This window comes from Comamonas sp. B-9 (assembly GCF_000410635.1).
In the GTDB taxonomy this organism is placed as follows: Bacteria; Pseudomonadota; Gammaproteobacteria; order Burkholderiales; family Burkholderiaceae_C; genus Comamonas.
Map to the genome: position 1 here is coordinate 1 of NZ_KE148677.1, position 26563 is coordinate 26563.

General features: G+C 63.8%; 30 protein-coding genes. 11 read left to right on the forward strand and 19 right to left on the reverse strand.

All coding sequences use genetic code 11. From position 1 onward, the window contains the following. The 3 genes from H928_RS0124680 to H928_RS0124690 form a co-directional block, all read right to left on the reverse strand. A partial coding sequence (locus H928_RS0124680) for an RNA polymerase sigma factor (RefSeq protein WP_021028893.1) occupies positions 1–583 on the reverse strand: 583 nt, incomplete at its 3' end. A gap of 109 nt (positions 584–692) precedes the next feature. Then, a complete protein-coding gene (locus H928_RS0124685; RefSeq protein WP_021028894.1) occupies positions 693–1793 on the reverse strand; it encodes a GGDEF domain-containing protein in 1101 nt (366 codons plus the stop codon). 312 nt (positions 1794–2105) lie between these two features. Then, the gene (locus tag H928_RS0124690; protein ID WP_021028895.1) at positions 2106–2627 is read right to left on the reverse strand and encodes an Lrp/AsnC family transcriptional regulator; all 522 of its coding nucleotides are present in this window, start codon (positions 2625–2627) and stop codon (positions 2106–2108) included. A gap of 124 nt (positions 2628–2751) precedes the next feature. On the opposite strand from H928_RS0124690, the gene glmS reads away from it, so the two are divergent. Next, complete coding sequence (gene glmS / locus H928_RS0124695; protein WP_021028896.1) at positions 2752–4641, forward strand: glutamine--fructose-6-phosphate transaminase (isomerizing); 1890 nt, start codon at positions 2752–2754, stop codon at positions 4639–4641. Between the two features lie 44 nt (positions 4642–4685). Continuing rightward, positions 4686–4976: a putative quinol monooxygenase gene (locus tag H928_RS29800; protein WP_021028897.1), complete on the forward strand. Its 291-nt coding sequence runs from the start codon at positions 4686–4688 to the stop codon at positions 4974–4976. A 53-nt stretch (positions 4977–5029) separates the two neighbouring features. On the opposite strand, the gene H928_RS0124710 is transcribed toward H928_RS29800, so the two are convergent. Then, on the reverse strand, positions 5030–6496 hold the full coding sequence (locus H928_RS0124710; RefSeq protein ID WP_021028898.1) for an L-lactate permease: 1467 nt from the start codon (positions 6494–6496) through the stop codon (positions 5030–5032). Between the two features lie 421 nt (positions 6497–6917). On the opposite strand from H928_RS0124710, the gene H928_RS0124715 reads away from it, so the two are divergent. Genes H928_RS0124715 through H928_RS0124730 form a run of 4 tightly spaced genes read left to right on the forward strand, consistent with a single transcriptional unit; the run spans position 6918 to position 10300 of the window. Continuing rightward, a complete protein-coding gene (locus tag H928_RS0124715; protein ID WP_027011373.1) occupies positions 6918–7886 on the forward strand; it encodes a tripartite tricarboxylate transporter substrate binding protein in 969 nt (322 codons plus the stop codon). A 10-nt stretch (positions 7887–7896) separates the two neighbouring features. After that, the gene (locus H928_RS0124720; RefSeq protein ID WP_021028900.1) at positions 7897–8742 is read left to right on the forward strand and encodes a fumarate hydratase; all 846 of its coding nucleotides are present in this window, start codon (positions 7897–7899) and stop codon (positions 8740–8742) included. A gap of 17 nt (positions 8743–8759) precedes the next feature. After that, on the forward strand, positions 8760–9326 hold the full coding sequence (locus H928_RS0124725) for a fumarate hydratase C-terminal domain-containing protein (RefSeq protein WP_027011375.1): 567 nt from the start codon (positions 8760–8762) through the stop codon (positions 9324–9326). A gap of 59 nt (positions 9327–9385) precedes the next feature. Next, positions 9386–10300: a LysR family transcriptional regulator gene (locus H928_RS0124730; RefSeq protein WP_027011376.1), complete on the forward strand. Its 915-nt coding sequence runs from the start codon at positions 9386–9388 to the stop codon at positions 10298–10300. Between the two features lie 77 nt (positions 10301–10377). Here the strand turns inward: H928_RS0124730 and H928_RS0124735 are convergent, their stop codons facing one another. Both H928_RS0124735 and H928_RS0124740 read right to left on the reverse strand, forming a co-directional pair. After that, positions 10378–10995 (reverse strand): nitroreductase family protein, encoded by a 618-nt coding sequence (locus tag H928_RS0124735; RefSeq protein WP_021028902.1) that lies wholly within the window; start codon positions 10993–10995, stop codon positions 10378–10380. Positions 10996–11040: 45 nt separating this feature from the next. Continuing rightward, the gene (locus H928_RS0124740) at positions 11041–11913 is read right to left on the reverse strand and encodes an EamA family transporter (RefSeq protein WP_021028903.1); all 873 of its coding nucleotides are present in this window, start codon (positions 11911–11913) and stop codon (positions 11041–11043) included. Between the two features lie 64 nt (positions 11914–11977). On the opposite strand from H928_RS0124740, the gene H928_RS0124745 reads away from it, so the two are divergent. Beyond that, the gene (locus H928_RS0124745; RefSeq protein ID WP_027011377.1) at positions 11978–12523 is read left to right on the forward strand and encodes a MarR family winged helix-turn-helix transcriptional regulator; all 546 of its coding nucleotides are present in this window, start codon (positions 11978–11980) and stop codon (positions 12521–12523) included. A 368-nt stretch (positions 12524–12891) separates the two neighbouring features. On the opposite strand, the gene H928_RS30440 is transcribed toward H928_RS0124745, so the two are convergent. Then, positions 12892–13398 (reverse strand): DUF6314 family protein, encoded by a 507-nt coding sequence (locus tag H928_RS30440; RefSeq protein WP_148293314.1) that lies wholly within the window; start codon positions 13396–13398, stop codon positions 12892–12894. 361 nt (positions 13399–13759) lie between these two features. Between H928_RS30440 and H928_RS0124755 the strand changes: the two genes are divergently transcribed. Together H928_RS0124755 and H928_RS29810 are read left to right on the forward strand one after the other, a co-directional pair. Next, positions 13760–14326 (forward strand): hypothetical protein, encoded by a 567-nt coding sequence (locus tag H928_RS0124755; RefSeq protein ID WP_021028906.1) that lies wholly within the window; start codon positions 13760–13762, stop codon positions 14324–14326. Positions 14327–14530: 204 nt separating this feature from the next. Further along, positions 14531–14938 carry a BLUF domain-containing protein gene (locus H928_RS29810; RefSeq protein ID WP_021028907.1) on the forward strand — a complete coding sequence of 136 codons (408 nt, stop codon included), beginning with the start codon at positions 14531–14533 and terminating at the stop codon, positions 14936–14938. Positions 14939–15022: 84 nt separating this feature from the next. Here the strand turns inward: H928_RS29810 and H928_RS0124765 are convergent, their stop codons facing one another. Continuing rightward, on the reverse strand, positions 15023–16483 hold the full coding sequence (locus tag H928_RS0124765) for an ATP-binding protein (RefSeq protein ID WP_148293315.1): 1461 nt from the start codon (positions 16481–16483) through the stop codon (positions 15023–15025). After that, positions 16473–17216, reverse strand: a complete 744-nt coding sequence (locus H928_RS0124770) for a response regulator (RefSeq protein ID WP_021028909.1) — start codon at positions 17214–17216, stop codon at positions 16473–16475. The genes H928_RS0124765 and H928_RS0124770 overlap by 11 nt, the downstream gene beginning before the upstream one ends. A gap of 132 nt (positions 17217–17348) precedes the next feature. Here H928_RS0124770 and H928_RS0124775 point away from each other — a divergent pair, with 132 nt between their 5' ends. Further along, positions 17349–19673 carry a TonB-dependent siderophore receptor gene (locus tag H928_RS0124775; protein ID WP_158400653.1) on the forward strand — a complete coding sequence of 775 codons (2325 nt, stop codon included), beginning with the start codon at positions 17349–17351 and terminating at the stop codon, positions 19671–19673. A 127-nt stretch (positions 19674–19800) separates the two neighbouring features. On the opposite strand, the gene H928_RS0124780 is transcribed toward H928_RS0124775, so the two are convergent. The 10 genes from H928_RS0124780 to H928_RS0124825 all read right to left on the reverse strand — a co-directional run bounded on the left by H928_RS0124780 (position 19801) and on the right by H928_RS0124825 (position 24982). Then, entirely contained in the window at positions 19801–20286 is a 486-nt protein-coding gene (locus H928_RS0124780) for a hypothetical protein (protein WP_021028911.1), read from the reverse strand. A gap of 189 nt (positions 20287–20475) precedes the next feature. Further along, complete coding sequence (locus H928_RS0124785; RefSeq protein WP_021028912.1) at positions 20476–20877, reverse strand: DUF3224 domain-containing protein; 402 nt, start codon at positions 20875–20877, stop codon at positions 20476–20478. Positions 20878–21013: 136 nt separating this feature from the next. Beyond that, positions 21014–21229, reverse strand: coding sequence for a hypothetical protein (locus tag H928_RS31920; RefSeq protein ID WP_021028913.1), 216 nt, complete (start codon positions 21227–21229; stop codon positions 21014–21016). After that, the gene (locus tag H928_RS0124795; RefSeq protein WP_021028914.1) at positions 21226–21795 is read right to left on the reverse strand and encodes a sigma-70 family RNA polymerase sigma factor; all 570 of its coding nucleotides are present in this window, start codon (positions 21793–21795) and stop codon (positions 21226–21228) included. The genes H928_RS31920 and H928_RS0124795 overlap by 4 nt, the downstream gene beginning before the upstream one ends. A 12-nt stretch (positions 21796–21807) precedes the next feature. Continuing rightward, positions 21808–22248, reverse strand: a complete 441-nt coding sequence (locus H928_RS0124800; protein ID WP_021028915.1) for a DoxX family protein — start codon at positions 22246–22248, stop codon at positions 21808–21810. After that, on the reverse strand, positions 22226–22507 hold the full coding sequence (locus H928_RS0124805; RefSeq protein ID WP_021028916.1) for a DNA-binding domain-containing protein: 282 nt from the start codon (positions 22505–22507) through the stop codon (positions 22226–22228). The genes H928_RS0124800 and H928_RS0124805 overlap by 23 nt, the downstream gene beginning before the upstream one ends. Further along, positions 22480–23262 (reverse strand): DUF692 family multinuclear iron-containing protein, encoded by a 783-nt coding sequence (locus H928_RS0124810; protein WP_084635962.1) that lies wholly within the window; start codon positions 23260–23262, stop codon positions 22480–22482. The genes H928_RS0124805 and H928_RS0124810 overlap by 28 nt, the downstream gene beginning before the upstream one ends. Before the next feature lie 56 nt (positions 23263–23318). Beyond that, positions 23319–23651: a DUF4148 domain-containing protein gene (locus H928_RS29815; RefSeq protein WP_043341988.1), complete on the reverse strand. Its 333-nt coding sequence runs from the start codon at positions 23649–23651 to the stop codon at positions 23319–23321. A gap of 78 nt (positions 23652–23729) precedes the next feature. Continuing rightward, a complete protein-coding gene (locus H928_RS29820; protein WP_021028919.1) occupies positions 23730–23957 on the reverse strand; it encodes a hypothetical protein in 228 nt (75 codons plus the stop codon). Positions 23958–24358: 401 nt separating this feature from the next. Then, positions 24359–24982, reverse strand: a complete 624-nt coding sequence (locus tag H928_RS0124825) for a TetR/AcrR family transcriptional regulator (RefSeq protein WP_027011382.1) — start codon at positions 24980–24982, stop codon at positions 24359–24361. Between the two features lie 235 nt (positions 24983–25217). On the opposite strand from H928_RS0124825, the gene H928_RS29825 reads away from it, so the two are divergent. After that, positions 25218–26563, forward strand: a 1346-nt coding sequence (locus H928_RS29825; RefSeq protein WP_239645077.1) for an ABC transporter ATP-binding protein, incomplete at its 3' end; no start/stop codon positions are given.

The following is a 26563-nucleotide window of genomic DNA, read 5'->3' on the forward strand; positions in this document are numbered from 1 at the left end:
CCCTGCGGCGGCGCCGTGCAGCGGCCTGCTGCGTGCCCTGGGCATCGCCGCGCCAGCGCAGCAGGGCGGCCTCCAGGCAGGCATCGGCCTGCATCAGGTCGCGCTCTACGGTGTTCAGCGATACCTGCAGGCTCTGCGCAATCTGCGCATGGGTCTGGCCCTGCAGGCGGTGGGCCAGCAGGGCCGACTGCATGCGTGCGGGCAGCTCGGCGATGACCTGGGCCACCAGATCCAGCGCCTGGCGGTACATGGCCTGGTCGGCCACATCGCTGGCGCTGGGGGGCTGCAGCTGCTGCCAATCCTGCAGGCTGCGCTGCTGCACGCCGCGCTGGCGCAAATGGTCCAGCGCCAGGTGCTTGGCGGTGGCAAACAGGTAGGCGCGGGCGGCTTCCTGGCTGGGGGAGCTGCCATCGGGCAATTGCGCGGGGGCGGCCGCCAGGCGCAGCCAGGTCTCCTGCACCAGGTCACGGGCCTCATCGCGGCTGCCGGTCTTGCCGGTCAGGTAGGCCAGCAGCTGCGGCTGGTGGGCGCAGAAAAGCGCATGCCAGCGTTGGGCGCTCCAGGGGGCAAGAGAAGATGGCATGGCGGCGGCAAAGCTCTGAAAACGAGAATGACTATCATTCTAGTTTCTAGACCTTCGCCATGCCGATGCGGGGGCAGGCAGGCGGGGATGGCCTGCCTGCGGGAGAGGATCAGCTGGCCGCTGCTGCCGGGCCCGGCATATTGGCCAGCTCGGCCAGGTGCGCGGCCGAGATTGGTTCCAGCTCGGCATAGCTGCCGTACATGCGCGGGGCGCCCCGGGCCTGTTCCAGTGCCGCTTCGGCCTGCACGATCCAGTCATCTACCGACTGGTGGTACTTGGCCAGGCTGGCAATGCCGATGCTGACGCTGATCTGCACATCGGGCCAGTCGCGCAGGCGGCGGTTGAGCGCCTGGCTGTGGATGCGGTCGGCAATCTGGTTGGCAATGTCCAGGTTCACACCCGACAGCAGCACGGCAAACGAGTCGCCGCCAAAGCGGCAGGTGGCGTCGCCCGGGCGCACGCAGGTGCGCAAGGTGTTGGCCACGGCAATGATGACCTCGTCGCCAGCGGTCTCGCCATGGCGGCTGTTGAGCTCGCGGAAGTTATCCACATCCACGACGATGAGGAACGCCGGAATGTCTTTTTGCTTGGCATAGGCGAACAGGCGGGTCGCCAGATCCTGCCAGTACATGCGGCCAAAAAAGCCAGTCATCGCATCGACGCGGCGCATCACCATCAGCATCTGCTCTTTGTGGGCCAGGCTGCGCAGCAGGTGGCCGGTGGCAATGCCTTGCATCGCCAGGTACAGGGCGACGGCCAGCAGGCTGCCGACAATGGTGAAGGTGCTGGTGTGGCGCTGGACCTCGAACGAGGTGAGCAGACCGGTGACCGCCAGGCCCGCGATGGCGCCGACGACGGCCAGGGCCGCATGGCGCACACTTTGCATGGCGTAGGTGCAGTGCACCAGCACCATCAGCATGATGGCACTGGTCAGCAGGTGGAAATGCACCAGCGCCACCCAGACGCCAATGACCAGGCCGTCGACAAAGCTGAGGATGACATCGTTGACGTCCGACCCGCCCGTGCGGCGGGTGCGCCAGCGGGCCAGCAGGGGCCAGGCCAGCAGCGGCAGCGCCACAGCCAGCCAGATGGGCCAGGAGGCATTGCGCTGCCACAGCGCGCCTGCGGCGGCCAGCGCACAGGACGCCAGAAAAACAATGCGGCCCCAGTCACTGCGCTGCTGGGTGCTGTCCATTTTGATATGCACCATGTATAGCCTCTCCTAGCCGTGGGTCACAGTCGTTGCAGGCATACCTGTCAATGTTACTGTTTGATACTCCCGGTGTAAGTATGAGGCCGGACCATCGCCAAGACAAGCCAGTCCAGGCTTGTTACATTTGTTGAATGTTTTCGTCCACAACGACTGCCCGAGAGTGGTCATGCACATCGCAGCCATGCACGGTGGCTGCGGAGGGCTGGGTGGCAAGGCCGTAGCGCAATGCCCGTTTTTACCAAGCGGGTAATCGCAGGGCTCCAGAGGGCGCTGGCGCCGCCAACCGCGCTGTTAAGGCTCTAGCAGGCTTTAGCTATGGTGCGACAGGTGCGGACCCTTGGGCAGGGGGATGCGGGTGATGAACTTGCTGCGCTTGGTGGCGAAGTAGGTTTTCACATTGCGCACATTGCTTTGTGAGGTGAAGAGCTTTTGCGTCAGCGCCAGGTAGCCGGGCATGTCATGGGCGTAGACCACCAGCACAAAGTCCGGCCCCGGGCTGACGCGCCAGCATTGCTGCACCTGGTCGTTCTGCACCACGGCGGCCTCAAAGGCATCAAGCTCTTCGGCACCCTGGCGTTCGAGGCTCACCTCGACCAGCGCAAACAGGCCAAAGCCCTGCACCTTGGCCAGCACATCGTGCGAGAGCAAGGCGACCTCGGCGGCGATCAGGCCCAGCTCGCGCAGGCGCTTGATGCGCCGCAGGCAGGTGGGGGGCGAGACATGTACCTTGTCGGCCAGCGCGTGGTTGCTGACCGAGGCATCCTTTTGCAAGGCATCGAGCAGCTGCAGGTCGATGATATCCAGCGTGAAATCATTCAAATCATCGTTCATTATGAAATCTTATTTCAATAGATATTTAATGAGAAATATTATTTCAAAAACTTGCAAAAATGGAAAGAAAATAAAATGCTGACCTGTCTACACTGCAGCCATTGTTGATCAAGGAGTGAATGCTATGTGCGGCATTGTTGGTGCAGTTTCTACGCGCAATATCGTCCCGGTGCTGGTGCAAGGCCTGCAGCGGCTGGAGTACCGGGGTTATGACTCCTGCGGTGTGGCCGTGCATGAGGCGAGCCTCGATGGCCGCCAGCCCGGGGGCCTGCGCCGCGCCCGCAGCACGGCCCGCGTCGCCGAGCTGGTGGAGCAGGTAGCCAGCGAGCAGCTGCAAGGCGCCACCGGCATTGCCCACACGCGCTGGGCCACGCATGGTGCGCCCGCCGTGCACAATGCCCACCCGCACTTCAGCGCTGGCCCCGGTGTGGCCGATGTGCAGGCTGTTGGCCGCGTGGCCCTGGTGCACAACGGCATCATCGAGAACCACGAAGCGCTGCGCACCGAGCTGCAGGCCAAGGGCTACCAGTTCCTGAGCCAGACCGATACCGAAGTGATTGCCCACCTGGTGGACAGCCACTACGACGGCGACCTGTTCACGGCCTTGCAGCAGGCCATCAAGTCCCTGCGCGGCGCCTATGCGATTGCCGTCATGCACAAGGACGAGCCCCACCGGGTGGTCGGCGCCCGGGCTGGCTCGCCGCTGATCCTGGGCGTGGGCAACAACGAGAACTTCCTGGCCAGCGATGCGATGGCGCTGGCCGGCGTGACCGACCAGATCGTCTACCTGGCCGAAGGCGACATGGTCGACCTGCAGATTGGCCGCTACTGGGTGGTGGACCACAACGGCAAGACGCTGGAGGTGGCCGACCGCCCGGTCAAGACCGTGCATGCGCACAGCGGCGCGGTGGAGCTGGGACCCTACCGCCACTACATGCAAAAAGAGATCTTCGAGCAGCCGCGCGCGATTGCCGATACGCTCGAAGGCGTGCAAAGCGTGGTGCCCGAGCTGTTTGATGGCGTGGAGGGCGATGCCGCCTGGCGCGTGTTCAAGGAGATCGACGAGGTGCTGATCCTGGCCTGCGGCACCAGCTACTACAGCGGCTGCACCGCCAAGTACTGGATCGAAGGCCTGGCGGGCATCCGCTGCAATGTGGAAGTGGCCAGCGAATACCGTTACCGCAAGAGTGTGCCCAACCCCCGGGCCTTGGTCGTCACCATCAGCCAATCGGGCGAGACGGCCGATACGCTGGCAGCACTGCGCCATGCCCAGGGCCTGGGCATGACCAACACCTTGACCATCTGCAATGTGGCCACCAGCGCCATGGTGCGCGAGTGCAAGCTGAGCTACATCACCCGTGCGGGCATGGAAATCGGCGTGGCCTCGACCAAGGCCTTTACCACCCAGCTGGCGGGCCTGTTCCTGCTGACCCTGGCCCTGGGCCAGAGCAAGGGCCACATCTCCGAAGCCCAGTCCGACGCCTACCTGGAAAAAATGCGCCACCTGCCGCTGGCCCTGCAAGCCGTGCTGGCGCTCGAACCCCAGGTGGTCAGCTGGGCCGAGGACTTTGCGCGCAAGGAAAACGCGCTCTTCCTGGGCCGTGGCATCCACTACCCGATCGCGCTGGAAGGCGCGCTCAAGCTCAAGGAGATCAGCTACATCCACGCCGAAGCCTACCCGGCCGGCGAGCTCAAACACGGCCCGCTGGCGCTGGTGGACAGCGAGATGCCCGTCGTCACGGTCGCCCCCAATGACGAGCTGCTGGAAAAGCTCAAGAGCAATATGCAGGAAGTGCGCGCGCGCGGCGGCGTGCTCTATGTGCTGGCCGATGCCAACACCAATATCGAGAACGAAGAGGGCATGCATGTGATCCGCATGCCCGAGCACTACGGCGTGCTCAGCCCCATCCTGCATGTGGTGCCGCTGCAGCTGCTGTCGTACCACACGGCCGTGGCACGCGGCACCGATGTGGACAAGCCGCGCAACCTGGCCAAATCGGTCACGGTGGAGTAAGACATGCCGGCATGGTTTGCTCAGCGCACCCCAGGAGCCCTGGTTTGACGGAAGCCCTGAACCTGGTCGTCACGCTGCAGCCCCGCGCGGGCTGTTTGCCGGATGTCGTCTCGACACTCACAACCTTGGCGCAGGCCAGCCGGCAAGAAGCCGGCTGCCTGCGCTACGACGTGGCGGTGGGCAAGGAGCTGGTCTATCTCTTTGAGGTATGGACCGACCGCCAGGCGTTGGCAGCGCATGAGAAGGAGGCACATTTTGTGCTGGGTGTCGCTGCGCTGAACCGCTTGTGTGAATCCCAAAGGGTGGAATTTGTCGAGTGGCAGGGGCCGGGCTAGCCGGCCTCGGTCCCCATCTCCCTCACTACTGAAACGGATGCACTGGGCGGGTGCTAGTTGTGCCAGGTGCTGAGCCAGGCATAACCGGTCATCACCGCGAAAGCCACCAGCGCAAACGGCAGCAGGAACAGGTAGACCGACCGCTCCTCTGCAGCCCCATGGCTGAGCTTGGCCGCAATCGACATGCGCACCGGTGAGAAAAAGCCCAGTGCCAGCCCGGAGACATGCACCACCGCGCCCGTGGCCAGCAGGCTGATACCGGCCTGAGACGCGAGCGTGGAGAGCGGTGGCAGCAGCAGGCTGTTGCTGGCGTTTCCGGTATTGGCAATGATCCCTAGCGCACCCGCCAGCGCTGGGGTGAGCACCATGGCATCGGGCCCCAAGGCGGCAAAGAGGCCGTTGGCCAGGCCTTGCGCGATGCCCGATTTATTGAGCATTTCCGCCATCATCGCAAACAGAAACACCGTCCACACGGCCTGCTTGCCGGTGGACCAGGAGGCCAGAACCTCGGCCTTGAGCGTGTGCGTGCGCCGGCGCATAGCAGCGGTCAACAGCGCGGCCACCAGGAACCACAGGCCGGAATGCATCAGCGGCAGCAAGGTGGGCAGGTCGGGAAAGGGCCGGAACCATAGCAGCGTCGACAGGCATTCCCTGAGGCTGGGTACGAGCCTGGTCGCGGCCAGCCATCCAATGATCACGCCATAGGGCAGGCAGGCGATGGCACGTTGGCGAACTTGCTGCCCATCGGGGCGCTCATCCACCAGGTAGCGAAGAATAATGAGCGGGCTGAAGGCGGCAAGCAGTGCCGTCTCCGGACCCAGCAAGGAGGTGCAGGCCACGAGGCTGGCCAGGCTTGCTGCCACCCAGAGCAACTCCCATGCGCACTCGCGGAGCGACATGTGCTCTTTGGCTTGGCGCAAAGTGACCCAGAACAGGGCCAGCCACAGCAGCATCAAGGTCGCGACAGGAATGGCCGAATACAGGGCCAGGTCCGTGGGCGATACCCGCAGGTAGGCGGCACCCAGCAGCGTGCCGCTGCTCATTGCACCCCAGGGAATGAAGGTCTGGCTGAGCAAGGCAAACACCATCAAGTGGCGAGGCGCCAGGGCCAGGTGGCGCAGCATCATCACCGTGCCCACCATGCCGACGCCAAAGCCGGTCGCGGACTCGGCAAAAGGGCCGACCAAAAAGCAGGCAAAGAACAGCCTTCTGCGGCGGGCATAGGGGTCGAGACCCGCAGAGGGGCCATCAGCGCCGTCGAGCGCATGCTTGCTGGACGCGACGCGCCAAAAAAGCAGGCCGCCCAGGATATAGGGCGCGATGGTCCCGCCAATCCAAGCCCCCCGCATGAGCGACTCACCGAGCTTGTCGATGGAAAACGTAATCGGGCCGGTGAAAAGCGCGATGGGCACCGTCAAGGCCAGACCCAGCAGCGCTGCCCGGGTCGCGTTCCACTTCAGAAAGGCAATGGCCAGCGCCACGACCAAGGTGGGCGTTGCCCACAGCAGGTAGCTATGCATTGCAGCGCTTGGGATGGGAGGCCGCTGCTTGCAAACAGAGCGCTTTTGTCGTCATGCCTGGCATACACAAGAGGTGTCGTTATTTATGGCGACGATTCTCTGACCTTCGAGGTGTTTGGCCAGTCACCTTGGCTGCTCTCCCCTGCGGCAGCCCGGCAGACGCGTAGCTGTCCGCAGTGCTCCAAACGCCTTGCCCTTCATCTGCGCATTCCTCAGACCTTCGAATTTGTCGAACACCCCTCTGCGAACTAGCCATTCCGCAAGCAGACGGCCATCCCTAGCATAGGGATCACAGATGCAGCGAGGCGCTCGTTCCCGGCGATCGCGGAGCGAAGACCTGGACGCGGGACGACAAGCGCTGGCCAGAAGTCCAGACGCAGAAATCGCGCAGGCAGCGCACGATAAAAAGGAGACAAACCCCATGAGACTGAAAGCAATCACTGCGGTGGCAGCGGCCACATTGGCCTTGGCCAGCGGCGCCGCCCATGCGACCTGGCCCGCAGGCCCGGTGACGATCGTTGTCCCGTTTGCCGCAGGCCAAACGGGCGATATTGTGGCCCGGATGGTCAGCAAGGAGCTGCAGGCCAGGTTCAAGCAGGCCTTCATTGTGGACAACCGCCCGGGCAGTGGCGGCCGCATCGGCACCACCTTTGTCGCCCGGGCCAAGCCGGATGGCAACACCTTGCTGCTGACCAGCTCCGGCCCCTATGCCATTGCGCCAGCCCTTTATCCCAAAGACACCAAGTACAACCCCTTGACCGATTTCAGCGGCATTGCCGAGACGGGCTCTACGCCGCAGGTCATTGCGGTATCCAATGCCTCGGGCATCACCAGCTTTGCCGACCTGGTCAAGCAGGCCAAAGCCAAAGACATGTCCTATGGCTCCGCAGGCAATGGGTCGCTCCAGCACCTCACGATGGAACTGCTGAAAAAGGAAATCGAATTTCCGATGGTCCATGTTCCCTACAAGGGAAGCGCCGAGTCCAAGACGGCCGTCATCAGCAACACGCTCGAGGTGACTTCCGACTCCTTGCCGCCGCTTGTGAGCAGTATCAGCAGCCGGCAACTCAAAGCCATCGCGGTGGTGGATGACCGCCGCTCACCGTACATCCCTGAGGTGCCCACGCTCGGCGAGCTGGGCTACCCCAAGTTGAGTGCGGTGGCCTTCTTTGGCCTCGTCGCTCCCAAAGGCACGCCCCAAGACATCGTGGATGCCCTCAACCGCGAGGTGATTGCTATGTTCAGGACACCAGCTTTTCAAGAACAGATGAAAGCGCAGGCGCTGACCCCGCCTGTCGAGCGCACGCCTGAACAGTTCAATGCATACCTTGCCGGCGAGGTCGCGCGCTGGAAAAAGGTGGTCGAAGACGCCAAGGTCAGCGTGGAGTAGCGGGGCACCTATGATTCGAGAAATATCCACAAGCCATATCACCAAAACCGTCGCCCAGCTCTGCATCGACGCTTGCCACTTGCTGCCGGACAACCTCATCCAGGGCTTCCACAACGCGGCGGAGACGGAGGTGTCACCTCTGGGCAAGTCGGTACTGCTCAAGCTCATCGACAACGACAGGATTGCCCGCGAGAACCAGGTGTCCTACTGCCATGACACGGGATTGACCATTGTCTTTGTCGAGCTGGGCCAGGACGTTCATGTGAATGGCGGAGGCTTTGAAGAAGCGGTGCAGGCCGGTGTGCGCAAGGGCTATGCCGAAGGCTTTATGCGCAAGTCCGTGGTCTCTGACCCTTTGCTGCGGATCAACAGCAACGACAACACGCCAGCGGTGGTGCACACCGAGATTGTTCCAGGGGACCAGATCCATTTCACCGTGGTGCCCAAGGGGGGCGGTAGCGAGAACTGGAGCACGATGAAGTTCCTGCTGCCTGGTGAAGGGGCCGAAGGCGTGAAGAAGTTTGTCCTCTCGGCCATCGAAGCGGCAGGGGGAGCTGCCTGCCCACCACTCACCGTGGGGGTCGGAATAGGTGGCAGCTTCGACAAGGTGACAGCCATCGCCAAGAAAGCCATTTTGCGGGATATCGGCGACCACCATCCCGAGCCGCATATTGCCCAGCTGGAAGCCGAGTTGCTGGCGCTCATCAACCAGACCGGTATTGGCCCCCAGGGCTTTGGTGGCTCCACGACCGCGCTGTGGTGCGCGGTGGAAACCTATGCCTGCCACATCACCGCACTGCCCGTGGCCGTGAACATTCAGTGCCACGCCAGCCGGCGCGCCACGGCCAGCATTTGACAGCGGAGGATTTGTACATGGCCATTCACCATCTTCAAACCCCGCTGGATGATGCAGCGGTCCTGCAGCTCCAGGCGAGCGACGAGGTCTACCTGTCCGGCGTCATCTACATGGCGCGCGATGCCGCGCACAAGCGCTTTGTCGACACCCTCAATGCGGGGCAAACATTGCCGGTCGATCTGCGTGGACAAGTCGTTTTCTATGGTGGGCCCGGCCCGGCCAAGCCCGGCCATGCGATAGGCGTCGTGGCACCTACGTCCGCGTATCGCATGGACCCCTATGCCACGGTTCTGTTCGACTACGGCGTTCGCGGCGCCATCGGAAAAGGCCCGCGCGGGGCGGCCATCCGTAGCGCCTGCCAGCAAAACCGTGCTGTCTGCTTCTCGGCCATTGGCGGCATTTCCGCGACGCTGTTTGCCTGCATCCGCTCGGCAGAAATCATCGCCTACGAGGACCTCAAAACCGAAGCGGTTCAGCGGCTGGTGATCGAGGATTTCCCGCTGCTCGTGACCAACGATGCACACGGGCGCGATATGTACGCCGAAGAAGTCGAGAAGTACCGGGTGCTGCTCAACAAGGCGTGACAGCAGCTGGCGCCCAATCGGGGGATACTCATGCGGCCCCACCCTCCCATGAGACATCCATGCTTCCCGACCTTGACTCTCTAGCGCTTTTTGTGAAGGCTGCCGAGCTGCACAGTCTGACGCGCGCAGCCGATGCGCAGTCCATGGGCCTGGCAGCTGCCAGTCGGCGCATTTCGCTGTTGGAGCACCGCCTCAAATGCACGCTGTTTGACAGATCTCACAAGGGGGTGACGCTGACGCCTGCTGGCAAAACCTTGCTGCACCATGCGACCCAGCTGCTCATCCAGCTCAACCAGATGCAGGTGGATCTGGAGGAGCATGAGCAGGGGCGTAGGCGTGCGGTTCGCATCCAGGTGAACACCTCGGCCATGGCCCAGTACGTGCCATCGGATCTTGCGAGCTTCACTGCGGCCAACCCCGATATCCGGCTGACGGTCAAAGAACGCTGGAGCAAACAAATCGTGGAAGCCTTGTTGCTCGGCGACACGGACGTGGGTGTCATCAACCCCGGCGGCTCCATCGAGGGTTTGGAGTGCCATCCCTACCGCTCGGACCACCTCAGCGTTGTGCTGCCACCCCATCACCCTTTGGCGGCGTTTGACGAGCTCTGGTTTGATCAGGTGCTTGACTATCCGCTGGTGGGCCTGGAGCACGCGACCTCGTTGATGGACCTGCTTGCGGCGCAGGCAGGCCTGGCGCAAAAGGCGCTCAAGCTCCGGGTCGAGATGCAAAGCTTTGAGGCCGTATCCCGAATGATTGAAGCGGGTATGGGTATCGGTGTTCTTCCCAAGGTGGCAGCGCAGGCTTACCTGCATGGCATGAACCTGCAAACCCGCGCTCTCAAGGATGAATGGGCCAAGCGGCAGATGCTGGTGTGCACGGCACGGGGCAGAGAGAAGTCTGAACAGGTGGACCGGTTGATGCAGGCGCTGCTGCTGGCGGCCCAGGGCGCCGACAAAGTGAGGGAGCCCTGAGTGCCACTGGCGGGAGAAGTCTGGTCGCACTGAGGCCAGAAAGAAGGGCCTGATAGCTTAGTCTGAGTCTGGGCTACTTACATGATCTCCAAGACCTCATGCACCGCCTTGCGCGGTTTCTGAGGTCGTTGTTCTTTGGCCGGGTAGCCCACGGTGACCAGCACCACCGGCACCTCGTGCTGTGCCAGGCCAAACGCCTGGTGCAAGGCCAGCGCATCAAAGCCCACCATTGCGCAAGACCCCAGCTGCTCGCCTTGCGCTGCCAGCATCAAGGTCATCGCCGCCAGCGATGCCGAGCGAACCGCTTCATCGCGCTGCAATTGCGCATCCCCCTCATGGGCCTGGATGGCCTGGGCGACCCAGGCATCGGCGGTGCGCTGGGGCAGGGCGCCTGCATCCACGCTGGGCTGCAGTGCAGCTGCCAGTTGGCGGTGTGCCGCCAACGTGCCACAGACGATAAAGGCCACCGCCGCATCCATCACCTTCTGCTGGCCATAGGCCACGGCCTTCAGGCGGGCCTTGGCATCGTCAGAGCGCACGGCGATAAAGCGCCAGTTCTGCATGTTGTAGGCCGACGGGGCACGCGTGGCCTGTTCGATCAGGGCCTGGATGCGGGCGTCACCGAGCGGCGGGCCATCGACATAACGGTGAACGGAGACGCGGTTTTCAATGGCTTGTTGTACGGGATTGGTCATGGTCAGGTTAAGAGGCTAAGGGCTGAAAAAACGGACAGGTCGGCATTAGCGAGAAGGCGCAGCCGTCCACTGCACGGCCAGCACGCTGACCAGCACCACCACCAGTCCGGCCAGCGCCATGCCGGTCATCGATTGGCCCAGCAGCGCCCAGCCGAGCACGACGGCGGTGAGGGGGCTGAGCAGGCCCAGCGAGGCGACGGCCACGGTGGGCAAACGTGCAATGCCGCGAAACCACAGCGCATAGGCCAGCAGCGCTCCTGCCAGGCAGAGATAGGCATAGGCCAGCCCTTGTACAGCGCTGAGCGATGGCAGCGGTGCATCCAGCCACCAGGCCAGCGGGGCGAGCATCAGGCCGCCCAGCAATAGCTGCCAGCCGGTGAGCGCCATCACCGGCAGGTCCAGCTGCCAGCGGCGCGTGAGCCAGACCCCGCTGGCCATGCAGGCGGCGCCCAAGAAGGCGGCGGCAATGCCGATGGGCTCGAATACGGTCTGCGGTGAGATCAGCAGCAGCGCCATGCCCAGCACCCCGGCCACGGCCGCGGCCAAGGTGCTGCGGGCGGGGGATTGGCCGTCGGCCCACCAGGCCAGGCCCATCACCATCAGCGGCTGGATGGCGCCCAGCACGGCGGCCAGGCCACCGGGCAGGCGGTAGGCCGCCACAAACAGCAGCGCCTGGAAGGCGCCGATATTGAGCGCACTCAGGATCAGCAAGCGCAGCCAGTGCTGCTGCGCGGGCAGACGGCGCATGACCAGCACCAGCAGCAGGCCCGCGGGCAGCACCCGGATCAGCGCAGCGGTGAAAGGGCGGTGCGGCGGCAGCAGCTCCGAGGTCACGATATAGGTGGAGCCCCAGACCATGGGGGCCAGCGCGGTGAGGGCGATGTCTTGCCAGCGGGAAGAGCGTGGGAGGGCTTGCATGGGTTTTATCTTCAAATCAAGATAAAATGGATGCTAACGTTTAAATATCTTGATATCAAGACAAATGCCAAAAAAACCTTTGTCCCCTGCGGGTGATGCCGTGGACGCGATCCTGGCGCAATGGGCGCGCGAGCGGCCCGATCTGGATGCCAGCCCGATGGCCCCGATTGGCCGCATCAAGCGCTGTGCGGCGCTGATCGAGCAAAGCCTGGATGCCAACTTTGCGCAGTTCGGCCTGAGCTTTTGGGAGTTCGATATGCTGGCCGCGCTGCGGCGCTCGGGCGCGCCTTACCGGCTCAGCCCCACCGAGCTGTTTTCCACCCTGATGGTGACCTCGGGCACCATGACCCACCGGCTCAAGCGCCTCGAAGCCAATGGCTGGATCGAGCGGGTGCCCCATGCGCAAGATGCGCGCAGCATGCTGGTGCAGCTGACCAAGCCCGGCCTCAAGCGCATTGATGCCGCCGTTACCGCCCATGTGGACAAGGAACGTGCGCTGCTGCAGCCCCTGCCCGCAGCAAGCCTGGCGGCGCTCAATACGCATCTGTCGGCGTTGCTGGCGGTGCTGGAAGGCGGCGTAGGCAACTCAGAGGATGAGCAGGGCAGTTGATGCGTTGTTGAGGGTTCAGTGTTTAGAACCTGTTCAAAGTCTCTACGCAGCCGCGTTGGAGTGCAGTCGGGACGAGTTCGGAGGGATGGTCCGCAGCTTGCACCGGGGTGCAAGCAAGGGCCAGCGCGAAGAAATCGCCCGATTTCACTCCAACCCGTAGGGACAGTGGCTTTGTGGGTGCCCGACTAGGGCCGCCCGGGCAGGGGCGGTCTGCGGCGTTGCAGCGCTTGCCAATAGCTGGCTATCGGCTGCGCACTGCGCCTAGCATCCCATCCCGCAAAGACACTGTCGCGGCGCGAGGAGACATTGAACAGGTTCTTGGATCAACGGAATTTCAATCCGCTGGTCCAGGCTGCCTCCCAGGCGTCTCAGACCGCTGTGCAGCTGCTGGTCGGGGCGCCCGCCAGCCGCTCATACAAGGTATAGCTGCGGTAGGACTTGTGCGGCCCGCGCACCTGGTGCTCGATGACAAAGCCACCGCTGCGCAAAAATTCGTAGCTGCTGTCATAGCGGTCCGCAATGCACAGGTGCGAGCTGCTGGCGCTCAGCTGCCCGTCCTGGTCGATGGCGGGATGCAGCCGGTGAAAAAGGCGCTGCTGCTGGGCATCGAAATAGATGCACAAATCCGTCCCCTGCTGGCTGAAAAAATAGCTGCCGCTGGCGCGAAACGCGCCGCCGCTTTGCAGCACCATCTGGCCGCTCTCGGCATAGTGGGCGCCGCAGGAACCCTCCGGGGTGAAGCGCGCCTGGCCCTGCACGGTGCCAATGGGGTTGCGGGTCACCAGATCCTGCAGGCTGCGCGAAAAACGCCATTCGCCTTGCAGCGCGGCAAGCAGGTGTTCTGCCACCCAGAGGGGCTGGTGCTCGGTAGTCATTGCGGTGTTTTCCATAGGCGGAGCATCTCTGCCGCAGGCCCTGTCAGCACCCTGCTGCCCGGGTGCTGAGATGCGGTGGGCTGCGGCGATTTTGCCAGGGTTTTCTCAGCCGCCATAGCGCTGCAAACGGCTTGGCGCAAGGCTTTGGCGCGGTAGGTGAAATCTGACCATGTGTCCGTCCTGCCACCCACAGCCTGCGCGCTTGGGGCTGCTGATAATTCATTCACGCCATTGAGGCCAGCAACGCAGCCATTGTGGCGGTATTGCATGAATGACATGCCAGGAGACTATTTTTTGCGCTTCATTGATGGGTGCAAAAAGTAGTCAGCTCTTTCACCATAACGATCCAAGGAACAACACCATGAAGCTCCAACCTACCATCGCCGCCCTGTGTGCAGCCGCTTTCTTCTCCGGTGGCGTTTTCGCCATGACCTCTGCCGAGCAGAAGGTCGAGAAGGACCGTATCGAAGCCGAGCACAAGGCTGCCAGCGACCAGTGCAAGCCCATGAAGGGCAATGCCAAGGATGTCTGCAAGAAGCAGGCCGATGGCCAAAAGAAGGTCGCCTTGGCGGATCTGAAGCACCGTGCAGAACCTACCGAAGGCCACCGCCACGACCTGGCCAAGGCCAAGGCAGATGCCGAGTACGACGTGGCCAAGGAAAAGTGCGACGACGCCACGGGCAACACCAAGGACGTCTGCCAGAAGGAAGCCAAGGCAGCCCATGTGAAGGCCTTGGAAGCCGCCAAGGTCGCGGAGGTGAGCGCCAAGCCATCGTCCAATCCATCGGATGTGGCCGATGCGCGCAAGGACGCTGCCGACAAGTCGCGTGAAGCCGACTACAAGGCTGCCAAGGAGCGCTGCGATGCCATGGCCGGTGATGCCAAGGATGCCTGCGTGACCGATGCCAAGCGCAAATTTGGCCAGTAAGTCGCGTTGATGCTGCGCCTGCCAAGGCGCTGTCACCAGCCCCTGATGCACCATCTGCGATGGCCATCAGGGGCTGGTTTTGTGCGGTGATAGCAAGTGCCTGCTATCGCTGCCGGGCTCTGAAGCAGAAAAAAGACCTCAACCGGCATCCACCCGCCGAGGCAAGCAGTACATTGCATACATATTGACAGCGAGAGCCCAGCCATGCCTTCTTCCCTCCGATCCCTTCTCTACACCAGCAGGCTGGCTCCCGGCTATGGGCCCACCGAGGTGGGGCGCATCGTCAAGCAGGCGCGGGAGCTGAACGCCATCCATGGCATCACCGGTGTGCTGGTGTTCGATGGTGACTGGTTTGCGCAGTATGTGGAGGGCGCACCTGATGCCATGCGGGTGCTCGAATCCCATCTGCAGGCAGACCCCCGGCATTCCGATTTCCGGGTCATCGATGCGGGGCTGTCCGGCCCCGAGCGGCGCTTTCCCCACTGGGTGATGGGTTATGCGGATGGCGATATCGACAGCAGCGGCTTGAACATCTCGGCGCTGGCCCAGGCCGATGCCTATGAGGCGCTGGAGCGCTTTGCCCAAGCGGTCAAAACCTTGGATATTCTCTGACGGACAGGACTAGCCGCCCTCGCTGATGGCGAACGCGCTCAATCGTGGTGGCGGACCCTTGGCCAGCAAGACGCCCCAGGCCTATCACTGTGCGCTGACCCTGTTTTTGCGGAGACGTATGCCGGCCGACAGGCCCTGCGGTTCGCGGTTGTGCAGCAAGAGCGCGCCGTCATGCGCCTGCGCAATGGCATCGACAATGCTCAGGCCCAGGCCATGGCCGCCGGTGTCCTGGTTGCGCGATGCTTCACCGCGCTCAAAAGGCTGGCGCATGCGCTCGAGCTGCGCGGGCGCAATGCCCGGGCCCCGGTCCTCCACGCAGATTTGGGCAAAGTCCTCATCTTCATCGAGCACCAGGCTGGCGCTGCCGGCATAGCGCAGCGCGTTGTCGATCAGGTTGTCCAGCGCGCGGCGCAGGCTCACAGGCTGGCCCATCACTGGCGCACGGATATGGCCGCGGATATCGACGGGCTGGCCCAGCCCCTGCCGGTCCTGGCAGATGCTGCGGGCCAATGCATCCAGGTCAATCTGCTGCAGCGGGCCCTGGTGCTCCCGCGCCTGGATAAAGGCCAAGGTGCTGTCGATCAGGCCTTCCATGCAGCTCAGGTCGCCGCGCAGCTTTTGCTTGCCGCTGTCCAGGTCGGCGCTGTCCAGCAGCTCCAGACGCAGCCGCATGCGCGTGATGGGCGTGCGCAGATCATGCGAGACTGCGGCCAGAAAATGCGTGCGCTCGGTCAGGTTGGCGGCAATGCGCTGCTGCATGCGGTTCAAGGCATGGGCGGCCTGGCGCACTTCGCGTGGGCCGTCCTCGTCCATGCGCGGCGCGGCGACCACATCGCGCTCCAGCGCCTGCGCGGCCTGGCCCATGCGCAGCAGCGGGGTCACCACCCAGCGCACCGCCAGCAGCACGAGCAACACCACCACCAGAATGCGAAACAGGTAGACGCGCAGCAGCACATCGGCCAGCACCTCCCAGCCGCTTTGTGCATGCCAGCCGGGGCTCAGTTGCGTCTCCAGCACCAGCCAGCGGCCGGGGGCCAGCGCAATCTGCAGGCCATAGTCCACCGTGAAAGGGCTGAGCCCGAAATAGCTGGACTGCGGCACCGCATGCCCATGCGCATCAGTCAACTGCAGCCGCTGCAATTGGGCCTGGCCCGCCTGGGGCAGCCGCGCATGCAGCACGCGGTTGACCAGTGCCTCGGCCTCCTGGTGCAGCTCGGCGTCTTCCACTGGGTAACGGGCTTGCGCCTGATCTAGCACCCGGGCTTGCAGGCCGGGGCCAGCCAGGTAGCGCAGCGCTTGCGGGTCCTGGTTGTTCCGGGCCAGCACCTGCAGCGCATCGGCCAGGCGCTCGGCTGCTACGCGCGTGGGGGTTTCCAGGGTTTGGGTGTGGCGCAGGTCCAGCCAGATGCTGCTGGTGAGGAACTGTGTGGCCAGCATGCCAACGGCCAGCACCAGCACCAGGCGGCCAAACAAGGTATCTGGCAGCCAGCGCACCAGCCGCTTGCGCCAGCCGCTGGCCTGCATATGGGGGGCGTCAGTCGCCATGCACAGGCGGCGGCACCAGCATATAGCCCTCATGCCGCACGGTGCGGATGATTTGCGGCTTGCGGCTGTCCAGCTCGATATGGCCGCGCAGGCGGCTGATGCAGACATCAACAGCCCGGTCCGAGGCCGCGCGCTCACGGCCAAAGGCCAGGTCCATCAGCTGGTCGCGGCTCACGGCCTGGTGCGGGTGGCGCAGCAGGTGCTCCAGAATGCGGAAGTCCGAGCTGGCCAGGCTGATCAGCACGTTGCTGGGCGAGAGCAGGTGACGCTGGGCCAGGTCCAACGTAAAACTGCCAAAGCGCAGCAGCATCGGTGCTGGCGGCTCGGGCATGCCGGGCATGGGCTGGGCCTGGGGCCGCACGCGGCGCAGCACCGCGCGGATGCGGGCCAGCAGCTCCATGGGCTCAAAGGGCTTGTTCAGGTAGTCATCGGCGCCCAGCTCCAGGCCGACCACGCGGTTGAGCACGCTGTCGCGCGCCGTCAGCATGATGATGGGGATATGGGCCGTGGCCGGGTTGGCGCGCAGCTGCTGGCACAGCACCATGCCATCGGTGCCGGGCAGCATGATGTCGAGCAGGATCAGATCGGGCAGGCGCTCGGCCAGCGCGGCCGCCATCTGTTCGCCATCGCCCGCGCACTGGCTGTGCAGGCGCGATTTGGCCAGGTAGCTCACGATGAGCTCTCGCATGTCGGCGTCGTCTTCGACCACCAGGATCAGGGGCAGGTTTTCCATGTGTGTGGCCGGCTATTGTAAACGGGACATGCGAATGAGAATACATTTCATTTCATTTCCGTACACGGCGAATACATGGCGCGGGGCCACCCTTTTTACAGTGCCAGCTTTGCAATAAAAAAGGTGGTTGGCATGGTGGTGAATCAAAAGCGCGCAGCGGTGGCAGGGGGGCCGGTTTGGCTGCGGTTGAGCCCGGTGGTGTGTGCCGCCTTGGCGGCCTGTTCCCAGGCGGCCTTGGCGCAAACCGCGCCATCCGCGCCGGCGGATGCAGCCGCTGCCAAGCGCACGGCAGAGACCACCCAGCTCGAAGAGGTGGTGGTGAGCGCCGAATCCACCAACGCCAGCGAGGCCACACGCTCGTACGAGAACCCGGCCGTCTCCAGCGCCACCGGCCTGTTGCTGACGCGCCGCGAAACCCCGCAGTCGGTCAGCGTCGTCACCCGCCAGCAGATGGACGACGAGAACGTGCAGACCCTGGATGATGCCTTGCTCAACGCCACCGGCATCTCGGCCACCCAGCTCGATGTGGGCGGCCGTACCAGCTACCGCGCGCGGGGCTTTGAGATCACCAACTTCCGCGTGGATGGCGCATTGCAGAACGGCCAGACCGGCTTCTCCGGTCAGGGCCTGGCGCTCAACATGGACCTGTATGACCGCGTCGAGATTCTGCGCGGCGCCAATGGCCTGCTGGGCGCCACTGGCGACCCGGCCGGTGTGGTCGACATGGTGCGCAAGGAGCCGCGCAAGACGCGCTTTGGTAGCGTCGGCGTGACCCTGGGCAGCCACGGCGGCCGCCACCTGACTGCCGATCTGAACCAGCCGCTCAATGCCGATGGCAGCGTGCGCTCGCGCTTTGTGATCAGCGGCGATGATTCGAGCACCTTCCGCGACCGCGAAAAGGACAAGTCCCTGGGCCTGCTTACCAGCTTTGCCGCCGACATTACCCGCGACACCAAGGCAACCCTGGGCCTGCAGTACGAGCGCCGCCGCATCGATGGTGCCACCTGGGGCACGAACGTCCCCATCTGGTATGCCGATGGCACCGAGACCCACTTCAAGCGCAGCCTGAATTCGTCGGCCGACTGGAGCTACAGCGAGCGCGAGAGCAAGACCATTTTTGGCGCGCTGGAGCACCGCTTTGACAACAACTGGACGACCAAGCTCTCGGGCTCCTGGACGCGTGGCGAGGTGGACAGCCACCTGGCCGTGGCCAAGGCCAACCGGGGCACGGTATCGGCCGGCTACTGGGCGCAGGATGGCAGCGGTGCCTACCTGAACACCTATTTGTCCGAGGCGCAAAGCACCACCAAGAACCTGCAGTGGACGCTCAACGGCCCCTTCGAGGCATTGGGCCGCCGCCACCAGTTCATGATGGGCGCGAACTACAACGACAACGAATCGACCGCCTACGGCCTGGACTGCTTCAACAGCGCCGGCAAGTCCGTCGCCTGCATGAACCGCATCAGCAACGGCTTTGCGATTGGCGACTGGCGCGAGTTCATCCGCACCGGCCAAGGCATTGGCGAAGTGACCACCGCCCGCAACGGCAAAGACACCGTCACCCGCATCAAGACCTATGGCAGCTATGCGGCCACGCGCCTGAGCATCACCGATCCGCTGTCGGTGATCGTCGGCGCGCGGCTGAGCTGGCAGCGCAACTTCTCCAACGGCGTCGTCACCTCGGACTTCAGCCACCAGGTCACGCCCTACCTGGGCGCCGTCTATGACCTGAACCGCAACTACTCGCTCTACGCCAGCTACACCGATGTGTTCGAAGCCCAGTCGCAGCGCCGCGTCGATGGCACCTATCTCGATCCCAAGTCCGGCACCGCGATGGAAGTGGGCGTCAAGGGCGAATGGCTCGATGGCCAGTTCGATGGCTCGCTGGCGGTGTTCCGCAACAAGCAAAAGGATGTGGCAACGATTGCGCGTGACGCCAGCGGCGACCCGCTCTACGTGACCGGCGACGAGGGTGTGACCGCCTATGTCAATGGCGCATCGGGCGTGACGACCAAGGGTTTTGAAGTGGACTTCGCCGGCCGCATCACGCCGAGCTGGAATGTTTATGGCGGCTACACCTATCTGTCGGTGAACAACCCCAACTCTACCGGCGCAGAGGATGACCCCAAGCACCTGCTGCGCCTGAACACCAGCTACCGCCTGCCCGGCAACTGGAACAAGCTGACCCTGGGCACCGGCCTCACGGCACAAAGCAAGATGCACCAGGTGGCCACCGGCACCAGCCACCCGACCGAGGGCGCCAATGTCAATATCGACCTGAAGGCCTACACCTTGTTCCATGCGATGGCGCGCTATGAGATGAACAAGGACCTGGTCGCCACCCTGAACATCTCCAACCTGTTCGACAAGCCCTACTCCCGCCAGTATGGCTTCTACTCGGGCGCCATCTATGGCGAGCCCCGGACCGTGCGTCTGAACCTGAAGGCCACGTTCTAAACCAAGGATCGCGTTCCTAAGGCAGATCCGCCAAGATCTGCCATGCTGCAGCCCACTCTGCAGCCCTGGACTTTGCAGTGCCAGCCCTGTGCTGGCGCTGCAGGGTCCTTTTTTATGGCCGTCTGCGCTATCGCTGCTGGAGCTCGTCCGCGATGCGCTGGCACCAAACCTGGGCCTCTGCCTGCAGGCCAAAGCTGCTCAGGTGCATCGCGCGTTCGCCCCGCACACGCAGGCGCACGACATAGTAGGGCCCATCTTCGGCGCTGCGCTCCAGCACGCTGGACGGCTCGATATCAGCATAGGGAATGGCGCGCGGGGGCAGGGGCAGGCGCCCATGGCGCACCAGGCAGCGCTGGCGCTGGTCAAAATGCAGCCGCAGGCAGCGCCCAGCTGCCAGGCAGAGGAAAAAAACCCCCAGCACCACCGGCGCCGTGATGCAGGCGGCCAGCAGCAGCAGTTGCCACCAGGGCAGGCCCCAGTGGCCATGCTGCAAAAAGGGAACCGGGATCAGAAACATCGCTAGGCCAATCACCGCGACAAACAGCCGCATCGGCCAGCTGATGTGCTCCTCGTAACGCAGGCCGTCGGGCGAGTCGCGGAAGCCATGGGTCATGTCATGCCTCTATGCGCTGGTGTGTGGGTGCTCCCTGAATGCCTTGGCCAGGGGAACAGGCTTGGCTCTGGATTCTACGGGGCGGTTACGTATTCGGAACATGGCCACGATGCCCCATGTAAAAAGTCCCGGGCCTGCATGCGATTGCAGGCCCGGGACTTTTCAGTCGCCGAAGGTGCTGGGGGCTCGTCAAGCCTCAGGCAGTTGGTACACAAAGCGGTAGGAATGCTGGCCGTTGTCGATCGTGATCTGCATGCTGCCGCGCAGGCCCTGCAGTGCATCGGTGGCCGAATCGGGCACGACGCTGATGCTTTGCGTGGACGCGCCCTGCGCCATGCTGGCGCTGTGCTGCAGCACAAAGCTGCCGCTGCGGCCATGCAGGCTGCCTTGCACGCGTTCCATCGCCACATAGCCGGCCGAGCCGGGGGTCGTGCTGCGGAACGACAGCATCTCGCCTTGGCTGGTCGCCTGCAGATCGCCGCTGAATTGCTTGTCGAGCGAGAGCCGGCCCAGGCCGGTGGCCTCGGCAACCGGGCTGAGGCCTTCGGGTTGCAGCTTGATGTCAAAGCGTCCGGTGGCGATGTGGTCCATGGCAGAGTCCAGGCAAAAATGCCATTCTGGCACGATGCTGTATTTATGTACAGTATTTTGATCGCCGCAGCGATGATGCCGGGCGGATCGAGACAGCTCGTCGTTGGGACGGCGGCCCGGCGATCATGCCCGGACCTTAGTTCTCCGAGGAGGGCTTGGCGGGTGGGGTCGGTGGCGTTTGCAGATGCTCGCTGTAGCCCTTGAGCATGTCCTGCAGCGCCTGGTCATTGCGGGTAAAGGCGCGGCAGCGAAAGCAGATCATGCGGTGCTGCCAGGCGGCGATTTTGCCCGCCGTGCCGGCCTCCTCCATCTGCCCGGAGGTGAGTTGAAAAATATAGTCACGGCATTTCATGAAGCAGTCTCTTTGTCAAACCAGTTTTGGTGCAGGCACAGCTGCAGCTGCTTGCGCGCGCGGCTCATGCACTGCCAGTAATCGGCCTTGGTGATGCCCAAGGTGCTGCAAATCTCCTCGGCCTCGCATTCCAGAAACTCCTTCATGGAAAACACCCGCGCTGGCTTGGCCGGCAGCTTGTGCACACACAGATCGACGATGATGAAGAACTGGTCGTTTTGCAGCTGCTGCTGGGGGTTGACCCAGGTGGTGGGCGCAACGCCCTCGACCCAATGGCCCCGCTTGTCAAACAGGATCTGGTCGAGGTCGTCCTGGAAAGCCTCGTCATAGCTCACGGGTGCGCGGTATTTCTGTCGCAGCCGGTCGCTGATCTTGTTGCGCAGGATGCCAAACAGGTAGCTCTTGGCCTCGGCAGCGTCAAAGCTGCTGCGGTCCAGCTGCAGCAGCGCCGCCAAGGTATCTTGCACGGCATCCTCGGCCTCTTCGCGCGAGGGCAGGTGCAGCTGTGCAAAGCGCAGCATGGCGCTGCGCCATTGGACGGTGATCTCTGCTGCGATGGTGTGCATACACTCCTTGGCTTAACGGTGGCAACAACGGTCCAGGGACCAGCGGCCCGGCCCCTGGCTGACAATGGCGACCAGCATGATGCCCAGCATCAAGGGCACCTTGAAGCCCAGGCCGTCATCGCTGTCGATCTGGTTCCAGCCGGCCCAACCCAGGTCAAAGTGCACGCTGTACACCGCCACATAGGTGATGAAGATCAGCCCCAGCGCGGCAATGCGCGATGCCAGCCCGATGATCAGCGCCACGCCCAGCACCAGCTCGCTAAGGCCTGCAATGCCCCAGTTGAGGCTGGCGGGCAGCCAGCTCACTGGGATGGGAAAGTCCAGGCCGGCAAACCAGGCAGGTGCCTCCCAGCCCGATGACAGTTTACGAAAACCTGCCAGCACAAACTCCTGCCCCACCCACAGGCGCAGCAGCAGCAGGCCCAGGCCATCAATCTTCTCGCGTGCTTTCACGCGCAATGAATTCAAGGAATGCATCTTTCATATCTCCATAGTAGGGCGAGCTCCAGCGCGAGTCGCGCACAAAGGCGGTGATCAATTCCCGCCAGGCCTCGTCGCCCAGTTGCTCGCGAAGTTCCGGAAAATGGGCCTCCACCATCTGGCTGGCGCCCAGGTAGACCAGGTGGCGGTAGGCACGCATGCCGTTGTCGCTGTAGCCCGGGGGCACCTGGTCGGACAGGCCTCTTACATAGTCGTAGAAGTGCGCAGACATGCCAGCTCCTGGTTGATGACCTCCATGCCGGGGACATCGTTGTCCCACTCCAGCAGCACGGGGGTGCCATGGCGCTCGGCGAGGCTGCGTGCGAGCTGCTGGGTATGTGCCTCCACCGGCTGGCTGTGCGTGTCCATGAACAGGTCAAAACGCGCATCGAACTCATGGCCCGCCACATGCATGTAGCTCACGCGGCCCATGTCCAGGCCTTGCACAAATTCGCCGGGGCTGGGGCCGCCATGGTTCTTGTGGTTGACCGACAGGTTGTTCAGGTCCAGCAACAGATGGCAGTCCGCCAGGTCGAGGACCATGCCGAGAAAATCCGCTTCAGGCATCGCCCCCACATTGGTGTACCAGGTCGTGTTCTCGACCGAGATGCGCATGCCCAAGGCATCTTGCACCGCACGGATACGGTCGGCGACGCGGCGCGCATGTAACTTGGTAAAGGGCACGGCAAACAGGTCGTAGAGCTGGAAGCTGTCGCCGCTTGCGGCCAGGTGGTCGGAGTACAGCGGGGTGTCCAGGTCATCAATCAGCTGGCGCAGATCGCGCAGAAAGGACCTGTCCAGTGGCGCGGCGCCGCCCAGGTTGAGGGCCACCCCATGCAGGTGGACCGGGCGGCCCGAGTCGATCAGCGCCTGCAGTGGTGCCAGATCCCGGCGCACCCAGTTCTCGGGTGCGACCTCGAAGAAGTCGGCATGCACGGCGGACATGTCCCAGTCGAGCATTTCACGTCGAAAGCCAAGGCCAATCATGGTGTCCTCATTTCTGTGCAGGCGCGAGTTGGCGCTTGGCCAACCCGCCGCCAACGTTAGCCACCAAAGTTTTCACCCTGTGGCAAGGTGCCAGCCATGCGGGCCTGGGATGCGGCCTCGATGACCTGCGCACGGCTCAAGCCCATGCCGGATTGGCCTTTGAACTGCGGCGCATCAAAATTGCCGTCGAACTGCCGCGCATGGTCCATACGGGCCTGGCTGAGCTCTGCCCGGACCTGGTCGCGGGTGAGGCTGCTGCCGGAGGTGGCGTAAGCCGGGTAGTCCGAGCCATTGCCCACGGGGGCGGTGCTCATGGCCTGGGCGCTGCCTGCAAAGGCCAGGCTGGCAGCCAGAAGAAGACGGGTGGTGATCGTGGTGGTGGTCAACATGGTGGGAGCCCTTTCTGTGGTGGGGGGCGGGTGAGCGCGTCGCGCCCACCCCGGGTGTTGTGTTTGGTGATGCAAGGATTAAGGGGTGGCTGCGCCATCCTTCTTGGAGCAGCCGCCGTCCTTCTTGGAGCAACCGCCATCCTTCTTCGAGCAGCCGCCGTCCTTCTTGGAACAGTTGGCGTCCTTGGTGCTCGATTCCTTCTTGCCGCAGCTGCCTGCGCCGCATTTGCTGTCCTGGCTGCCAGCGGCCCAGGCGGAGGTTGCGAGCACAGCGGCGGCCAAGGTGGTGAGGGTCTTGATGTTCATGGTGTAGTTCCTGGTGATGAAAGGTTGAAAGTGCACAGCACAGCGCTGCCACGTTGATGAAGTCGTTCGACCTGATCGATTCCTGACATCTTTTTGAAAATATTTATCGAGACCGCGCAAAAAATGTCGGCGCAAGGGTGCGCCCACCCTGCCAAAGTGGCCAGGGTGTGGGCGCTTTCAGGGGGGAGTGAGTGCTGCTGGTGCTGCGGGCTCGCAACTACCTATTGGTGGCAAGACCCTCGTCAAGCGGGATGCACGCGGATCGGGATGAGACGCAAGGCGTTTTTTGGAAGGCGAGCCGTAGTCATGACCAAGGCTGACCATGCAGCGGGTCAGCGGGGCCTGCGTTCAGACTGCAGCAGGGCGCATGGCAGAGGGCGCATGGGGCAGACCCGAGAGCGTCAGGGCTGCAGCTGCGGGTCGAGCTGCAGCTGCAGCAGCGCGCCGGCGATCAGCGCATGCATGCCCTGGGCCAGATCGCCTTCCATCTCGGCGGTCTCAGCCTCGTAGCTGGTGGGCACCACGCTCTCCTGGCGCGCGGCCGAGTAGACCGAGTCGGCAGCGGCCAGGCCGTGGAAGGCGATGGTCGCCAGCAGCCAGCGCGACTGCTCCTTGCCGATGCGGTAGGCCTGCGCCACTTCTTCCTGGTGGGTATCGATCTTCTCGAGCATTGCCGGGGTGGCGACGAGTCTGCGGATCACATAGGGCGTCACGCCGGGGTAGGTCTTGGCGAACTGGCGCACCGAATCGCTGAAGCGGACCAGGTAGTTCTGCAGGCCCTCTTGCTCGCCCACCTTGGGCAGAGAAAACTCCCAGCGCCGAAAAATCTCCTCGGCCACCATGTGCTTGAGCTCGGCCAGGCTGGGCACATGCTTGTACAGCGCCATATGCGTCACGCCCAGCGCACTGGCCACGCCCACAAAGGTGATGTTGGGCAAGCCCATCTCGATACCTGCATCGGCGATGCGCTCTTGCGTGATCAGGCGCGGTCGCCCGCGCGGGGCTGCTTTTTTCTCGGGGTCCATGTTCTCTCCAGGTACCAGGCCATTGTCGGCCAAACCGCTGCTGCGATAGCTGTAAAAGATGTACGGTAATTTATTAGTTTAGTATGATGCAACTAATTATTGTTCCTATTGCGTTTCGCGTTGGGGCGGGCTGTCTATCGCAGGCCCGGCGCAGCGCAGTCACGCCGCCGGGCGCTGTAGCGCGACGGCGCCGTCTGCACGCGAGCGCATCCGTTTTTCTCTAGGTCTTGCTCCCATGCATGCAGATGACGCGGCGGCTGCCGCAGCCCCAGGGCCCGGTCCGATCAGGCGGGTGCTCCACCCGATTCGCGGGCGTTTGACCGTGGCCGCGCTGCTGTCGGGTGTGGGGGCCATGCTCAGCCTGGTGCCGCTCGCGGCAATGGTGCGCATGGCCCAGCTCAGCCTGGGCGAGCCGGGCACCGGCGGCATCTGGCCGCTGTTATGGGGGGCTCTGGCCTGCCTCTTTTGCGGGGCGTTGTTGGTGCTGGCCGGCGAGGTACTGGCCCATAGGGCCGACAACCAGCTCACCCACGGCCTGCGCCGCGCCGCCGTGCAGCGGCTGGGCCAGGTGCCGCTGGGCTGGTTCAGCAGCCGCTCATCGGGCGAGGTCAAGCAGGTGCTGCAGCACGACATCGCCACCTTGCACAGCCTGAGCGCGCATTTCTACACCTCGGTGGCGCGCGCGGGTGGCGCGATGCTGGTTGCAGTGGCCTACCTGCTGGCGCAGGACTGGCGCATGGCCTTGATCGCCTTGCTGCCGTTTCCCGGCTATGTCTGGTTTCTGCGCAGGGCGCTGCGCTCCAGCGGCGCGCAGATGGGCGTGTTTGCCGGCCACATGGGCCGCATCCAATCGGCCGCGGTGGCCTTTGTTGCCGGCATGCCGGTCATCAAGGCCTTTGGCAACAGCGGCCAAGGCCAGGCCAGCTACCAGGGCGCGGTCGATGCGTTTGCGCAGGCCTTTAGGGATTTTGTGCGCCCCCTCGTTGGCGCCATGGCCCATGCCCATGGCATGGCGGCCCCGGTCACCGTATTGGGCTTTGTGCTGGCCGGTGGCTGGCTGCTGGGCAGCCAGGGTGCGCTGGCACCGCTGGATCTGCTGCCCTTTGTGCTGGTGGCCCCCGGCATCTGCGCGCCGGTGCTGCTGCTGCACACCTTGCTGCATGACCTGCAGGGCGCCACCGCAGCGGCCCAGCGCGTGCTGGCGCTGCTCGATACGCCCGTGCTGGCGCAACCGGCGCCCAGCGAGCAGCAGTTACCGCTGGACCACCACCTCTGTTTTGACCAGGTGGGCTATGCCTATGCGCCGGGCCAGCAGGTGCTGCAAGGCATCAGCTTCCAGCTCGCGCCGGGCACCGTCACCGCCATCGTGGGCCCCTCGGGCGCTGGCAAAACCACGATCGCGCGTTTGCTGCTGCGCTTTTTTGACCCGACCGAAGGCCGCATCACGCTGGGCGGTGCGGACCTGCGCGCCATCGGCAGCGCAGCGCTCTACCAGCGCATTGGCTTTGTGCTGCAGGATGTGCGCCTGATCCACGCCAGCCTGCGCGACAACATAGCGCTGGGCCGGCCCGGCGCCAGCCA

Excerpts from the sequence above, each read along its gene's own strand:
- H928_RS0124685 (WP_021028894.1), bottom strand. The coding sequence starts at position 1,793 with ATGGTGCATATCAAAATGGACAGCACCCAGCAGCGCAGTGACTGGGGC.
- H928_RS0124690 (WP_021028895.1), bottom strand. The coding sequence starts at position 2,627 with ATGAACGATGATTTGAATGATTTCACGCTGGATATCATCGACCTGCAG.
- glmS (WP_021028896.1), top strand. The coding sequence starts at position 2,752 with ATGTGCGGCATTGTTGGTGCAGTTTCTACGCGCAATATCGTCCCGGTG.
- H928_RS0124710 (WP_021028898.1), bottom strand. The coding sequence starts at position 6,496 with ATGCATAGCTACCTGCTGTGGGCAACGCCCACCTTGGTCGTGGCGCTG.
- H928_RS0124715 (WP_027011373.1), top strand. The coding sequence starts at position 6,918 with ATGAGACTGAAAGCAATCACTGCGGTGGCAGCGGCCACATTGGCCTTG.
- H928_RS0124720 (WP_021028900.1), top strand. The coding sequence starts at position 7,897 with ATGATTCGAGAAATATCCACAAGCCATATCACCAAAACCGTCGCCCAG.
- H928_RS0124725 (WP_027011375.1), top strand. The coding sequence starts at position 8,760 with ATGGCCATTCACCATCTTCAAACCCCGCTGGATGATGCAGCGGTCCTG.
- H928_RS0124730 (WP_027011376.1), top strand. The coding sequence starts at position 9,386 with ATGCTTCCCGACCTTGACTCTCTAGCGCTTTTTGTGAAGGCTGCCGAG.
- H928_RS0124735 (WP_021028902.1), bottom strand. The coding sequence starts at position 10,995 with ATGACCAATCCCGTACAACAAGCCATTGAAAACCGCGTCTCCGTTCAC.
- H928_RS0124740 (WP_021028903.1), bottom strand. The coding sequence starts at position 11,913 with ATGCAAGCCCTCCCACGCTCTTCCCGCTGGCAAGACATCGCCCTCACC.
- H928_RS0124745 (WP_027011377.1), top strand. The coding sequence starts at position 11,978 with ATGCCAAAAAAACCTTTGTCCCCTGCGGGTGATGCCGTGGACGCGATC.
- H928_RS30440 (WP_148293314.1), bottom strand. The coding sequence starts at position 13,398 with ATGACTACCGAGCACCAGCCCCTCTGGGTGGCAGAACACCTGCTTGCC.
- H928_RS0124755 (WP_021028906.1), top strand. The coding sequence starts at position 13,760 with ATGAAGCTCCAACCTACCATCGCCGCCCTGTGTGCAGCCGCTTTCTTC.
- H928_RS29810 (WP_021028907.1), top strand. The coding sequence starts at position 14,531 with ATGCCTTCTTCCCTCCGATCCCTTCTCTACACCAGCAGGCTGGCTCCC.
- H928_RS0124765 (WP_148293315.1), bottom strand. The coding sequence starts at position 16,483 with ATGGCGACTGACGCCCCCCATATGCAGGCCAGCGGCTGGCGCAAGCGG.
- H928_RS0124770 (WP_021028909.1), bottom strand. The coding sequence starts at position 17,216 with ATGGAAAACCTGCCCCTGATCCTGGTGGTCGAAGACGACGCCGACATG.
- H928_RS0124775 (WP_158400653.1), top strand. The coding sequence starts at position 17,349 with ATGGTGGTGAATCAAAAGCGCGCAGCGGTGGCAGGGGGGCCGGTTTGG.
- H928_RS0124780 (WP_021028911.1), bottom strand. The coding sequence starts at position 20,286 with ATGACCCATGGCTTCCGCGACTCGCCCGACGGCCTGCGTTACGAGGAG.
- H928_RS0124785 (WP_021028912.1), bottom strand. The coding sequence starts at position 20,877 with ATGGACCACATCGCCACCGGACGCTTTGACATCAAGCTGCAACCCGAA.
- H928_RS31920 (WP_021028913.1), bottom strand. The coding sequence starts at position 21,229 with ATGAAATGCCGTGACTATATTTTTCAACTCACCTCCGGGCAGATGGAG.
- H928_RS0124795 (WP_021028914.1), bottom strand. The coding sequence starts at position 21,795 with ATGCACACCATCGCAGCAGAGATCACCGTCCAATGGCGCAGCGCCATG.
- H928_RS0124805 (WP_021028916.1), bottom strand. The coding sequence starts at position 22,507 with ATGTCTGCGCACTTCTACGACTATGTAAGAGGCCTGTCCGACCAGGTG.
- H928_RS0124810 (WP_084635962.1), bottom strand. The coding sequence starts at position 23,262 with ATGATTGGCCTTGGCTTTCGACGTGAAATGCTCGACTGGGACATGTCC.
- H928_RS29815 (WP_043341988.1), bottom strand. The coding sequence starts at position 23,651 with ATGTTGACCACCACCACGATCACCACCCGTCTTCTTCTGGCTGCCAGC.
- H928_RS29820 (WP_021028919.1), bottom strand. The coding sequence starts at position 23,957 with ATGAACATCAAGACCCTCACCACCTTGGCCGCCGCTGTGCTCGCAACC.
- H928_RS0124825 (WP_027011382.1), bottom strand. The coding sequence starts at position 24,982 with ATGGACCCCGAGAAAAAAGCAGCCCCGCGCGGGCGACCGCGCCTGATC.